Here is a 13,431-nt window from a genome sequence, read left to right on the forward strand (position 1 = left end):
ATATTTTCATTTATAATTCTCTATTTGTCTATACTTTTCATACCGCTGTTGTATAAGCTCTTCCGAGGATAATAGTATCAATTTTTTTAGAGATGATTCGATTACAGATTCAATCATTTTTGCCTGTGATTTTATATCATTTTGTGCTCCACCTTTAATTTCAGAAATGATTTCATCAATAATTCCTAAATGTTTTAAATCTTTTGCTGAAATTTTCATATGTTCAGCAGCTTCCGGAGCATACTTAGCGTCCTTCCATAGGATAGATGCTGCTCCTTCTGGCGAAATTACCGAGTACCATGAATACTCTAACATATGGATATGGTTACCGACACTAATGCCAAGAGCTCCACCACTTGATGCCTCTCCAATTACAATACAAACAATTGGCACTTTAAGTGTAGTCATTTCAAATAGATTTCGAGCTATCGCTTCAGAAATTCCACGTTCTTCAGACCCTATCCCTGGATAGGCGCCTATTGTATCAATAAATGTAATAATAGGGCGATTAAATTTATCAGCTTGTTTCATAAGTCTTAGCGCTTTTCTATAACCTTCTGGATGTGCCATTCCAAAATTTCTTTCTATACTTTCCTTTGTATTTCTACCTCTTTGATGACCAATAACCGTAACGGGCATTCCTTTAAATTTTGCAATACCACCTATCATTGCTTTATCATCACCATATAATCGATCACCATGAAGTTCGAGAAAGTTTGTAAACAATAAAGGTATATAGTCCAATGTCGTGGGTCGGTTACGTAGCCTTGCAATTTGAACTCGTTGAAAAGGTGTAATATTAGAATAAATTTTATCTTGCATTTTATTTAAACGTTTTTCTAATTCATGAATTTCTGACGATAAATCTACATTATTTTCTTTCATAATTTTCTTTAATTCATCAAATTTCTCTTTTAATTCAATAATAGGACGTTCAAAATGCAAACTCATTTTATCCTCCAAATGTTATGACTTACCTCACTCTAATCAAAAGACTTAGAAATAGAATCAATAAATAATTCAAAACCATCCACAACTATTTTTTGTTCTGATTCTGATAAATTATTGAGAATACTTTGATAAAATGTAATAGATTGCTCTCTTAAGCAATTAACAGTTATGTGACCTTTTTCTGTGAGGTGCAGAAAAAGTTCTCTTCTATTTTTTTCATTTACTTCACGATAAATAAGCCCCTTTTTTACTAACTTATCTACCAATCTACTTACAGTTGAAGTCTCTAATCTAAGTTTATTGGATAGTTGCCAAACAGTTAATTTTTCCACCTCTAGTTCCTCTAACGCCATCATTTGAGAAGTTGGTAAAGGTTTTTCAAATGGTCCATTGGGCAAATTTTGAGATTCAAAAACCCCAGTTATTATAATCATTTTCTTAATATCTGTTCTTAGTTTTAATGCATCTTCTCTTTTCAAAAAGGTCACTCTCCTACAACTAATGTATCATACATCAATTGTATTATACATGAATATGATTTATTCACAAGCTTAACGTAAGCCAATATTAAACATGGACGAGATATTTCTTCTTGTTAAAATGGTATAAGTGGATTGTTTTCTACAAATGGCAGAACATCAATTATGTATCAGGGGCCTTTATGGGGTACCGCTCATCGCAATCGCACGACCAATACCGCGACTCGCTCCCGTCACTAACGCTATTTCCCCATCAAGGTTCTTCATTTTTTCCATCCTTCCTAAATTCCTTTTTGATAAATGCTACGCTTATGAGAAAAATCAGCAAAATAAATGATTAGTAAACCAAAAAGGAACATTGATATTTCAATGTTCCTTTTTTCATATCTCTACTTATTAATTAGATTGCTCTTCGAATAGATTACCCTTATCCCTGATTCCTCTGCGCCTCTCTAAACTCTTCCTTCACCTTTTCTAACAGCCCATCTTCCGTAATTAATCGATACGCCGTATTTGCTAGTGCTTTTGCTGATGTAATTAACGCTTTGTCTCCTAATTCTGAACGGGCTGCTTCTCTAAATTCATTCGTATGTGCAATTAAATCGTCTGGACCAATTTTAATGTACGGGTGAATGGTCGGTACGACTTGACTGACGTTTCCTGCATCTGTTGAGCCGATGCCAAATCTTTCTTTCCGATTTACGTATTCACCTTGTAATTCTAGTTCCTCGGCTACGACTTCATTAAATGTTTTTGTTACGAGTAGTTCATCGATTTCATTTTGGAATTGATGAATTTTCACCTTCGTACCTGTTGCTAACGCTGCTCCCTCTGCGATGTTTCTTACTTTCTCTGTTACTTCCGCACATCTTTTTCTCGTTGCTGCACGGATGAAGAACCTTGCTGCAGCGTAATCAGGAATAATATTTGGTGCTTTTCCGCCCTCAGTAATAACGCCGTGAATTTTCACATCTGACGGAAGTTGTTGGCGAAGTGCGTTAATACTGTTGTACAGCTGGATAATCGCATCTAATGCGTTAATTCCCTCTTCTGGTGAAGCAGCGGCGTGAGCTGTTTTTCCGTAGAAATGAAAATCAAGTGGATCGACTGCTAGTGAAGGACTCGTTGTCGCTGTTTTTCCGCTCGGATGAATCATAAGTGCCGCATCAATATCTTTAAATAAACCTGCCTTTACATAACTCGCTTTCGCACTACCGTTTGGTCCTCCTTCTTCGGCCGGGGTACCGAACACAACTACTTCTCCGCCAATTTCTTCAAGCGTTTCTGATAATGCGATCGCTGCCGCAACGCTAATTGTGCCAATTAAATTGTGACCACACGCATGACCAAGTCCTGGTAAAGCGTCATACTCAGCTAAAAATGCGATAACTGGCCCTTGTTTTCCTGAACTTTTTCGCGCGATAAAACCTGTTTCATGTCCAGCTATATTGTGCTGCAACTGAAATCCTGCGCTTCCTAGCAGTAAACTTAGCGTTCTAGATGCATAAAACTCTTGATTACCAATCTCCGGATTCGCATGAATATCGTGACTTGTTTCTATGTACTTTTCCTTATTTCTTTCAATACTCTCTTCAATTGTTTTTCTTTGTGACGTTACTCCTGTCGCTCCCATTTTTCTTCCCCCTTATATTTTCACGTAAAAAAGCCTCTTTCTAAAAGATAGAAAGAGGCTTCTGCATATACAGTCAAAATGAGCTTCTTTCTTATCTTTCAAGTTACCTTGCTGGAATTGGCACAGTATTCATAAAGAATCCGCTGCCGAGGTGTCATAGGGCCAGTCCCTCAACCTCTCGCGATAAGAATTTTCATAAAATTATATTAAATTACATTCATAATAAGTTCATTCCGATTAAAAGTCAAGGAATTCCTATCCGAATTTACCGAATATCTAAAAATCCTTTTAATACACCAATTGTTTCTGGTGCTTGCAGTCTTGCACATACGTACGGAAATTCCGTACTACCTTCAAATATCATTTGTGATGTGAGCGGTGCGCCTGCCCAAAAGATTTCATCATCGATTACGATAAACGGGAATGCTTTATTTTGTCTTTGTAACTTTACGTTTTTCAATGGAACTGGTCCATCACTATACACTGTTATTTGTGCATTTGTACGCATTAACGCTTGCCATACTCGCTTATCCACTTGTTTTGTACTTGGAAGTGAAATGATGATTTTTCGTTTTGCAGCTAAAATATCTTTCAATAACCCTTTCGGCTCTTCAAGATTCATTTCCATAAACCAGCGTAAACGTTTCGAAATTTTTCGTTCCCACAATTGTCTTGATGTCGTACGATCATACACATCTCCGTGACGTTCTATATGAGCTGTTAATTGTGATAACGCTTGTTTTCTCGAAAGGTTTTTACGCATATAATGGCAATCTGATAATTGAATGAACTTTCCTCTCGCTCTCGTTACTGCAACATTGACGAGGCGATGATTTTTATGGTCAAAGAATAACACGCCAGGTCGTTCTTGCGGATAACTATCGACTGTATCAAATATCATCATATCTCTTTCAGAACCTTGAAACTTATGAACTGTCGCCGCTAAAACCGGTATGTGTCGATACTTCGTTTTTTGCAACATTTCCCTAATACACGTTGATAAAAAGCGGGATTGTGCTCTGTAAGGTGTAACAACACCAATCGATTGAACACCGTCTAACAGTCCGATTAACATCATTTGCATCGCTACTAAACCAGACATAATGTTAAAACGAGAACCAGATGCAGCATCTTTTAACGAAAAGGCTCCCATTAAACTCGTATCAAATAAAACACTCGCTTCATTTGCGAACGGTTGCAATTGCGCAAGTTCTTTACGTTCTGAAACAGACGGATGATCGTATACTCTATTTTTATAAATAAATGAATTTGTAAACTTAGATATATCCGCATGCATACGTCTTTGTTCCTGCAACATAAAGAGGTTCGGGTGTGCTTCTGATTTATTAACAGACTCAACAATCCTGGCATGATAAAACATATCTTCCCCAAGCCATTTTCGAACGAGTTCATGGTTCGCCATCGCAATTGGAGGTAACTGTAAAAAGTCCCCGCAAACGACGATGCGTTTTCCAAGTGAAGCAGCTAATGCAATTTGCGGAACATATGCCATACTCACTTCATCTACTACAACTAAATCAAATGTACGCTCATAAATCAGTGAATCAATGGCACATTTCGATAAAGTTGCGCCGATTACTTTCGCATTTTCAATGTATTCTTTTTCTACTTCTTTAATTTTCGCTTTTTGCTTTCGAAGATCACTTTCAATCTCTTGTATACGCTTCTTATCAGCAGAAGTCGCTTTATATGATAAAATCTTTTCACGAAGATCTTGTCGTGTTTCCTCTAAATAGAGTCTTTCTTCTCCCCAAGATCCGTTCGTCGTTTCAACTAACTTCGACGCAAGTAACGTTTCATGATTTCGTATATGATCATGCTGGCTATAACCGTAACGAACAATTTCGCCAGGTGTCCATTTCTTTTTCTTCTCAATTTGCTTCGTTACTTCACTCATTAATACGTCCACTGCTGCATTACTATGAGCTAATACAAGTACCGATTTTCCTTTTTGATAATGAGCCGAAATAATACGTGATAAATTGTAAGACTTCCCTGTTCCAGGCGGTCCCCACACGTACGTCGTCGGATTGTAAAACGAACGATACGCCAATTCATTTTTCGGGTTCTTCATCTTCTCAATATGCTTCGGACTGCTCGTCCCGTCAACAAGACGCTTTATACGATTACGTTTTAATTTATCTTTATGTGCTTCTTTTAATCGCTCTTGTAGTTGCTCTAACAATTGCCACGGTTCACTGTATAAAACAGCTTCTCTTATTTCACCTTGTATATAATCATTTAATTTCAGTTCTATTTCTAATCCATGTACAGATAATACTTCCCCTGTCGCTTCCTCACCATCAAACTCAATTCGAATTGGTGAACCTTCCGGTAAGCTTACTTCCGAAATAAGCTGAAATACGTATACTGTACTTTCATAATCTGTATATAAAAAACGACCATTCATGATAGAAATTTTACTACCACCTATCGTTTTCCAATGTTTAATTTCATACGCTAATGCATAATGCCACTCTTTCATCGTTTCCGATAATGAAGGAGTTTGAGTAGGTGTATTCATCGTATAATCTCCTTCCTTCTCCCCAAACATACTTTCTCACTATACCATATAACACGCTAAAATTTGTAAGGTTTTTATCTTGCTTATTTTCTTAATTTTCAATATTATTTTATATATAATTTTCAGAAAGAAGGGTTGCACATGCCAGTTAGAAGAATAGAACACGTAGGACTTATGGTTGCAAACTTAGAAACATCTATTTCATTTTATGAAGAAGTAGTTGGCTTACAGCTCATTAAACGTATGGGACACCCGAATCCAGACTTAAAACTTGCTTTTTTAGGTGTGGAAGAATCGAAGGAAACGATACTAGAACTCATTGAAGGTTATAACTCTTCTCTTCCGGCAGAAGGAAAAGTACATCACATTTGCTTTAAAGTGGATTCATTAGAGGATGAAATCAAAAGAATACAAAAACACGGCGTAACCTTCCTACTAGGAGAAGAAATTGAAACATTACCAGATGGAACACGTTACATATTCTTTGCTGGTCCTGATGGAGAATGGATTGAGTTTTTTGAGACGGAGAGATAAAGTAAGACTTTAGTATAGAAAAGGAGCCGGAATTCCGGCCCTTGTTTTTAACCAGTAACAATGAAATTTTCATTGAAAATCTTCGTTTCTACATCACAGATAAAAGAACAACCAATGCTAAAATAGCTGGAAGTCCTTGTTTCATAATAATTGATTTATTAGATGTGAAACCTCCAAAAATAGCTGCAATCACCACACAAATCACGAAAAATAATTGCACCATATAACCAATTGGGTTAAACCCAATTATAAGTCCCCAAATGAGACCAGCAGCTAAAAATCCATTATATAACCCTTGGTTTGCAAACATAACAGCTACGTTTCGATCTCCTTCTAAATGCTTCGGTAATTTGAAAGCACGTTTCGCTACTTTTGAATTAATAAAAAACATTTCGAGGATCATGATAAACAAATGTTCTAATGCTACAATCCCGACTAAAATAACTGCGATTATTTCCATACCATTCTACCCCTCTCTCCGTAATATCCGTTCTATATTATTTCCATTGTGAATTCTATCAACTAGGAAACGATTCTCTTCGTCGGCTGCTTTATCGATAGAAAGAAGCATAATTGGTACATAGCGGGCAATTCCAATCGGGATTGACTAATACCATTGCATTCTTCAAACTTCTAACCAAAAACAGTTGACGTATCAATAATTGATACGTCAATTAATATACATCTCTTTTTTTATTTTTGCAAGGTTTTTTGCTCAAGTGAGTCTATTTTGTTTCAGCAGCTTTAAATTCATTCACAACAACAGTTCAAATTTCTAGAAATCATAGTTATGAAACTCATTTTTATTATTTTTTTGAAATCCATTTTATTAGCTTTATGGGCATCAGGAACTGAAAGAAAAATTGGCTATTATATGTGAAAACATTTTTAAAGAGCATACAAAAGACACCATAAGGCGCCATCCTCCGACTTGAAAATCCTATCTATGTATAGAAAAATTTAGAAAAGACCAATATAAAAGAGCAGCTTCTAACTATAATTTATAGAACTCTTATCCTATGAATTACTTACATACATTTTTCCTCATTTACCAGAAGAAAAGTCCCGTTATATCACTTTCTAATTAGTCTCGTTAAAGTCATCCCAAGAAATCCAGCCCCCATTCCTATTAGCCATCTTGTTTGGGCATTTTCCAAGTCTTTTCGTAATAAAGAAATATAGTTTATCGTTTTTTGCGAGACTTGATTTCTTAGGTTGATGGGGATGGAGTAACTTTAATAAAATGTAAATTTACACTATTAAAGAACTTTCGATTAAATTTGCATTTCCTGTGCCTCTTCCTCCCAGTAAGGGGCACACCCTTTTACAAAGAACTATATGCTCTATAAAACATAAAAGAAGAATTAAAAAAAGAAGGGATTATCCCCTTCTTTTTTTGAATTACCCTTACTATTTACTATAACCACGATTCAGTTTCGTTAACTTATCATTAATGTGAAAAATTCTTACTCTAATATCTTTAACACCAAATGTTTGAAGTCTGTTTTTGTGCATTTCCGCGTATTTTTCAGCATCTTGTTTTTCTTCAAATACATAGATGCCTCCTGCTTCTTTCGTTTCTTCATTCTCCGTCCATATTTTCCAATGGAATCCTTCTTCTTCATTAATACTTTTTGCTAAATCCAAAAATGCTTTTTCCATTTCTTCACCAAAAGGACCTTCAAACGGAAAATCAACCTGTAATAAATATGCCATTTTCACCCACTCCTATGTTCAATATTTTCAATTCGATTGCAGGTAATACCTTAAATGAGTACTGCTATTATTCCTGCACTCATTTGAAATTTCACCTGTATTTTCACAACCCCTTTTATAAAGTGAAACTGTAACCAGTGGGGGGTGTCCATCCCCCACTGATTATTAGCATTCACCAATCGGGCTTTTACGGGCAGTTGATCTCCCACCTAACTCCCTCGCATTCGCCGAATTTTGAGGTAGGAGTCTTACTGCCCATTAATGCGGGATAAAACAATTACAAAATGATAGCAAATTGAACGCATACAATTTAACGGCTTTAGGTTATGAAAAAAAACAGCCATTCTTTAATGAAACGGCTGTTTTCGTAATTCAATAAAAGCTCCCATATTACGGTTCAATTATTTTATCCAGGGAAAGCCCATGTTCAATTAAAGTATTTATTAATGTGGAAACAGTTCTATGATAAATAACCACACTATCGTCAACAAACCAGTTATGTACTCTGATTCCTTCTTCTTGATAATTATCTAATGCCCAGTGTGATTTATTACCATCCTCAGTTTTTATCCAATGGTTGCTTCCTTTGCGAGCTGTTGCTATTGGATGTTCGGTTAAAAAGATAGCACAATTTTAATTATAATTTTGATTTAAACAATGCGTTCTGAGACACTACTCTTCTTCTAAAATAGCGTAATAATATTCATCCCACCATTCATTTCCATGTGGTATACACTTCCTGAAATATCCTTCTCTTCTCATTCCAATTTTCTCCATCACTCGATATGACGGGGTATTTTGTGGCTGACATGTAGCTATAATTCTATGTAAGTTCATTTCCTTAAACCCATATTTTAATGTAGCTTGTGCTGCTTCAGAAGCATATCCTTTATTGAAATATTTAGGATTGAATACCCACCCAATCTCGTAAGTATGCTCACCAAAATATTTATGAAAAACAATATGACCAATTAGAATATTTTCATCTACCAGTATCACAGGAAAGTTCTCTGCATTTTCACCCATATTTCTATTTACAAAGTTTCTTGTATCTTCTTTAGTAAAAACCCCTTCGGGTATGTATTTCATAACATTGCTATCTGATGTATACTCATGGACAGCTTGCCAATCTTTGAACTCAAAATTTCGTATTAATAATCTTTCTGCTCTTATAAACATTTACTTTTCTCCTCTCAAAAAATCGTTTCTTTATTTCAAATCCACATTCAACCCTTAAACTAAAAAGAACTTGTAGGAATCCCTGCAAGTTCTTTTTAGTTTAAGGTGAATATATGGGCTAAACAAACTATCTTACAGATTCATCATAGAAAATACAGGAATGGTACTTTGACAAATATAGCATATAACAAATATTAACATTCGTATACTTTTGAAAATTATGTTAATTACTAACGAAAATAGCTTTTTCTTAACTATTCTTAATTTCGTTTACTACTAACTTCATTTTAATTAAATAAAATGCTCGATCTGATTTTTTGCAAATTCTTGTGAATGAGTAACAACAATTACGTATTTACCTTCTTTATGTTCGACTTCCTGAAACAAGTCAATAAATTCAATTTTATTTTCACACTTAAGTAAATATTCATTTACAGCTCCATTTTCAAATCATATCCCCCAGATTTGTGTGAAGGTTTTGTTGAGTTTAAATTAATATCTACTTCTCCCTGATGTTTCCCCTTTTTATTAAGTCAAATCTACCATGTTTTGTATATAAAGCATAAAGATTATTAAATTTTGAATCAACATATACGTCCCTTTTATTTAAAAATAAGAAAACCCCATATTCAATAAAAAATACAGGGTTTTTATAAATCAGTTTATTTTGTTCAAAGTTATGCTTAGTCGAAAGAAGTTCATGAATGAAATATTACTTATCTAATTAAGAAAAATTCATATTCCAGCCCAAACATCTTTTCCATATCGCCCTTCATCTTGCACACGTTCCAACCAATCCCTTGCTTCTTGTTCACTGACTTCATGAATTTCTTGATAGGCTTGACAAAGGGTATCTTCTACATCCGGAGCCATTTTACTTCCATCACCACATATATAAAGATGAGCCCCATTATCTAATAACGAAATTAAATTGATTCTATCTTGTTTTATTAAATGCTGCACATATGTTTTAGGAGATCCTTCTAGGCGAGAAAAAGCTGTGTGTAAAGAGAGTAATCCATCTCTTTCATCATTTTCTAGTTCTGTACGATAGAGATAATCTTTTTCAGGATGACGACAACCAAAATATAGATGTGCTTGTCCTAATTTCATACCTTTTTGCTTTTGAATGCGACGCGCTTGCAAGAATCCACGGAATGGTGCAATTCCAGTACCTGGTCCAACCATGATAATTGGTGTTTCTGGATTTTCAGGTAATTGAAAGTTTGATTGTGGCGTTCGAATGAAACAGATAATCTCATCTTTATTATGACGCTGAGCTAAATAATTAGAAGCGACTCCTTCATATGTCCCTTCCCCACTCCATGCAGGTGCATTAACAACACCAACCGTAATGCTCAGACGATCCTGTGCAACAAGTGGAGAGCTTGAAATAGAATAGTAACGCGGTTTGAGCGCAGGAAGAAGCTCTAAAAAGCGTTCAAATCGGATTTCACAAGCCTCATACTTTTCAAGAAGATCCAACATTGATATACGTTTCTTTAATATTTGTTCATGATAAACTCCCTCTTCCAATAATGATTCCAATTCCTTTTTATGAGGAGGGCATGCTGTGAATGTTACCATTTCTCGTATTTGTGCTCGAGTGGCTGCTTCTTGCACTTCAACACTATAACTAAGAAGGTCATATAAACTAACAGGACTGTCTAAAGGTATGTGATTTACACTGCGCCCACTCGCGCTCAATATGACTTGATCCTTTCCGTTTAATCTAAAGCGTTTTAAAATTCGGTTGACATTTTTCTCACTATTAATTGGCAGCACTCCAAGGTGGTCTCCTTCTTTATACGTAGCGCCTTCTGGCAAGGATATCTCAATATGTCGCGTGCTTCTTTCACTGCTAGATGATTGAAGTTCACGATTTTCTAGTATAGATGCATAAACTGCTTCATATGTTCTTGCAAGAGGAGATCCTCCAAGCCGACTAACAAATTGTAAACTTAATGTACTGCGTTCTTTCTCAATGTTTTTGTTAAGTTCCAATCCAAATGCCTTCATCGCATCAGACCACATACTTTGTTTCCATTGCTCGAGCTGTTCCTCGAAATCACCACTTGCATCCGCTTCCCCGCGTGTAGAAAATCTTATTGCTCCTTTTTGAGCCATTTGCTCATCAATGTATCTTGGAATTCGTTGATAAGTACTCGCCCAATTATGATCTCCACAACCAAACACTGCGTATTGAACACCTTTTAGTTCATCCGGTTTTAATTCCTCCAACCACTGCACAAACTGTCCTGCATTACTTGGAGGCTTTCCATTATAAGAAGAAGTTACAATAAGAACTGCCCCTTCTTTTGGCAGACTTCCAATCCGATCGTTAAGAGCTACCACTTCCGTTTGAACACCTTCTAAACTAGCTGTATCTGCTAGTTCTCTTGCAATACCTTCTGCTACCCCTGTATCCGATCCATACAAAACAAGAAGCGAAAGATTATCGGCCCCAATAATAGAAGGAGTCTTCTGAACTTGCTGCTTGGTTTCATGGTTTTTCAGTTTCTCCTCTGTAGGCGCAAGAACAGTAGTATGGCTAATAGTTTGATTTCGGGGTAGAATCCTAATTTTAAAATCACCAGGCTTTAACGTTAATGTTTGTTTTACGTCCAGCTGATAGTCTTGATAATCAATGAATTCAAAATGTTGAAGAAGCATTCCCATTACGAGTGTAGCTTCATGAAGTGCAAACTGCATACCGATACATGCCCGTTGACCATTTCCAAATGGCTTATAAGCATGATGAGGAACCTTATCCAGATCTTCAAATCGTTCAGGTTGGAATTCTTCCACGTTGTCTCCCCACGCGTCTTTATCCCTATGTAACTGTGGAATAAGAACAGAAATACGATCTTCTCCTTTCTTAATTGGATATTTCCCACCAATCACTGTATCTTCTTTTGCATAGAGACTGAATGCTGGAGCAGTAGGCCATAGACGTAGTGATTCATTTAAAATCATCCGGATATACTTAAGTTTCATAACTTGTTGGTATGTTGGAGTAGGATCTGTTAAAACCCTATCTACTTCTTCATAGGCTTTTTTCAATTTATCTGGATTCTTTAATAAAAAATAGATTGCAAAAGATAATAATCCACTTGTTGTTTCATGCCCAGCTATTAAAAAAGTGATAATTTGGAAACGAATATTTTCATCATCTAATTTTTCACCAGTTTCCGGATCCTGCACATTTAACATACGTGAAAGTAAATCATTTTCTTCCTGATTTCCACTACTTTTACGTTCAGCAATAATATTATCTACTAAAGAAAACATAGATTGAATATCATGCTGAAATTGACGTTTCGTTCTCCACATGAGTTTATCTTCTATATCCAGCCGCTGTAATTGGTGCATCGCCTCATCTAGAGCACGGCTCATGCTAGTAATAAAAGGGTGAGGGGTCTCACGATAAAAGCTATTAAATCGATAATTAAAACCACATAAACCAATTGTATCCAATGTAAGGCGAGTCATATCCTCCGGTACATCTACGCTTTCATTCGGATTAAGCCGTGCCCATTTTTGAACGAGTTGTACGGCAAGATCGACCATCATAGCATGATAATCTTTCATTGCTCGTTGGCTGAATGTAGGCATCAAAATATTATGAGCTTTTTTCCAGTTAGGCTCATGAGTCTCGCTTGTAAATAATCCGTCTCCAGCAAAGGCGCGAACTTTCGCTAAAGCACCCTCTATACTTTTATCAAATCGTGTTTCGTCACAGACTTCTGCTACCAGTTCATGTCCAGAAACGACAATGATGGTAGCACTTAAAGTTTGAATTTGAAAAATGGGACCATACTCTTCCGCTATCTTGATAAAAGATAAGGTCGGTTTATCTTTATCGATTAATGGGAGATTCCCCAGCAATCCATATGTTTTCGGTTGAGGAATGGCAGATACTTTTTTATCCATAAAAAACACCCTTTCAAAAAAGCATAAAATAAAATATCCCATTCAATAAAAAGAAGATAGCAATGAATCGCCTGGGATAAAGATATGTAATTGATTACCTTATTTTATCTTTTCCCTAACTATTCACGATTATGATATTTCTTATAAGGTTGGTAATCTAAGTTGTTTGTTGCTATTACATTTATAACTTGCAAAGAAAATACTAAATTAAAATGAAGCGTATTATAATAATGTAGATCAGAAATTGAGAGCTAAAGATTGTAATATCGGGAAAACCAGTAGTTCCTAATGTCAATTCATACAAATACGATAAGCAAGTATACTGTGTTACTAATGAAAAAGGATCTGATATGAATATCAGATCCTTTTTACTATATATAATTATTTCACTGGTTCTTTTCCAAATTTAAATACCAGCGCCTTAGCAGCAGAAATTTGCATTTCTTCATACTCTAACTAAA

The 13,431-nt window shown here is 35.7% G+C and carries 9 protein-coding genes, 2 pseudogenes and 1 riboswitch; of the genes and pseudogenes, 1 reads left to right on the forward strand and 10 read right to left on the reverse strand.

Annotation, left to right across the window (positions count from 1 at the left end):
• Positions 1–6: 6 nt before the first annotated feature.
• The 4 genes from FS742_RS08240 to FS742_RS08255 form a co-directional block, all read right to left on the reverse strand.
• Positions 7–951 (reverse strand): acetyl-CoA carboxylase carboxyltransferase subunit alpha, encoded by a 945-nt coding sequence (locus FS742_RS08240; RefSeq protein ID WP_144611919.1) that lies wholly within the window; start codon positions 949–951, stop codon positions 7–9.
• A 32-nt stretch (positions 952–983) separates the two neighbouring features.
• On the reverse strand, positions 984–1,430 hold the full coding sequence (locus tag FS742_RS08245) for a MarR family winged helix-turn-helix transcriptional regulator (protein WP_016122572.1): 447 nt from the start codon (positions 1,428–1,430) through the stop codon (positions 984–986).
• Between the two features lie 427 nt (positions 1,431–1,857).
• Positions 1,858–3,063 (reverse strand): M20 family metallopeptidase, encoded by a 1,206-nt coding sequence (locus tag FS742_RS08250; protein WP_144611920.1) that lies wholly within the window; start codon positions 3,061–3,063, stop codon positions 1,858–1,860.
• 88 nt (positions 3,064–3,151) lie between these two features.
• A riboswitch (SAM riboswitch) is annotated at positions 3,152–3,253 on the reverse strand.
• Between the two features lie 75 nt (positions 3,254–3,328).
• On the reverse strand, positions 3,329–5,638 hold the full coding sequence (locus FS742_RS08255; RefSeq protein WP_144611921.1) for an AAA domain-containing protein: 2,310 nt from the start codon (positions 5,636–5,638) through the stop codon (positions 3,329–3,331).
• A 111-nt stretch (positions 5,639–5,749) separates the two neighbouring features.
• Between FS742_RS08255 and FS742_RS08260 the strand changes: the two genes are divergently transcribed.
• Positions 5,750–6,142, forward strand: a complete 393-nt coding sequence (locus FS742_RS08260; protein ID WP_001145282.1) for a VOC family protein — start codon at positions 5,750–5,752, stop codon at positions 6,140–6,142.
• 88 nt (positions 6,143–6,230) lie between these two features.
• Here FS742_RS08260 and FS742_RS08265 read toward each other — a convergent pair whose 3' ends face one another.
• The 6 genes and pseudogenes from FS742_RS08265 to cypD all read right to left on the reverse strand — a co-directional run bounded on the left by FS742_RS08265 (position 6,231) and on the right by cypD (position 12,970).
• Entirely contained in the window at positions 6,231–6,602 is a 372-nt protein-coding gene (locus FS742_RS08265) for a DUF1304 domain-containing protein (RefSeq protein ID WP_144611922.1), read from the reverse strand.
• A 950-nt stretch (positions 6,603–7,552) separates the two neighbouring features.
• Positions 7,553–7,858, reverse strand: coding sequence for a monooxygenase (locus FS742_RS08270; protein ID WP_144611923.1), 306 nt, complete (start codon positions 7,856–7,858; stop codon positions 7,553–7,555).
• Between the two features lie 393 nt (positions 7,859–8,251).
• A pseudogene (locus FS742_RS08275) lies at positions 8,252–8,482 on the reverse strand (SAM-dependent methyltransferase); the annotation flags it as partial.
• Positions 8,483–8,530: 48 nt separating this feature from the next.
• On the reverse strand, positions 8,531–9,037 hold the full coding sequence (locus FS742_RS08280; protein WP_144611924.1) for a GNAT family N-acetyltransferase: 507 nt from the start codon (positions 9,035–9,037) through the stop codon (positions 8,531–8,533).
• Between the two features lie 250 nt (positions 9,038–9,287).
• Positions 9,288–9,430: pseudogene (locus FS742_RS08285) on the reverse strand (ABC transporter ATP-binding protein); the annotation flags it as partial.
• A gap of 342 nt (positions 9,431–9,772) precedes the next feature.
• Positions 9,773–12,970 (reverse strand): bifunctional P-450/NADPH--P450 reductase, encoded by a 3,198-nt coding sequence (gene cypD, locus FS742_RS08290; protein ID WP_144611925.1) that lies wholly within the window; start codon positions 12,968–12,970, stop codon positions 9,773–9,775.
• Positions 12,971–13,431 lie beyond the last annotated feature (461 nt).

This window comes from Bacillus cereus (genome assembly GCF_007678085.1).
Lineage (GTDB): Bacteria > Bacillota > Bacilli > Bacillales > Bacillaceae_G > Bacillus_A > Bacillus_A cereus_BE.

What these genes read in the sequence shown, in the direction of transcription:
- FS742_RS08265 (WP_144611922.1), bottom strand. Translation starts at nt 6,602, where the DNA reads ATGGAAATAATCGCAGTTATTTTAGTCGGGATTGTAGCATTAGAACAT.
- FS742_RS08280 (WP_144611924.1), bottom strand. Translation starts at nt 9,037, where the DNA reads ATGTTTATAAGAGCAGAAAGATTATTAATACGAAATTTTGAGTTCAAA.
- FS742_RS08260 (WP_001145282.1), top strand. Translation starts at nt 5,750, where the DNA reads ATGCCAGTTAGAAGAATAGAACACGTAGGACTTATGGTTGCAAACTTA.
- cypD (WP_144611925.1), bottom strand. Translation starts at nt 12,970, where the DNA reads ATGGATAAAAAAGTATCTGCCATTCCTCAACCGAAAACATATGGATTG.
- FS742_RS08250 (WP_144611920.1), bottom strand. Translation starts at nt 3,063, where the DNA reads ATGGGAGCGACAGGAGTAACGTCACAAAGAAAAACAATTGAAGAGAGT.
- FS742_RS08270 (WP_144611923.1), bottom strand. Translation starts at nt 7,858, where the DNA reads ATGGCATATTTATTACAGGTTGATTTTCCGTTTGAAGGTCCTTTTGGT.
- FS742_RS08240 (WP_144611919.1), bottom strand. Translation starts at nt 951, where the DNA reads ATGAGTTTGCATTTTGAACGTCCTATTATTGAATTAAAAGAGAAATTT.
- FS742_RS08255 (WP_144611921.1), bottom strand. Translation starts at nt 5,638, where the DNA reads ATGTTTGGGGAGAAGGAAGGAGATTATACGATGAATACACCTACTCAA.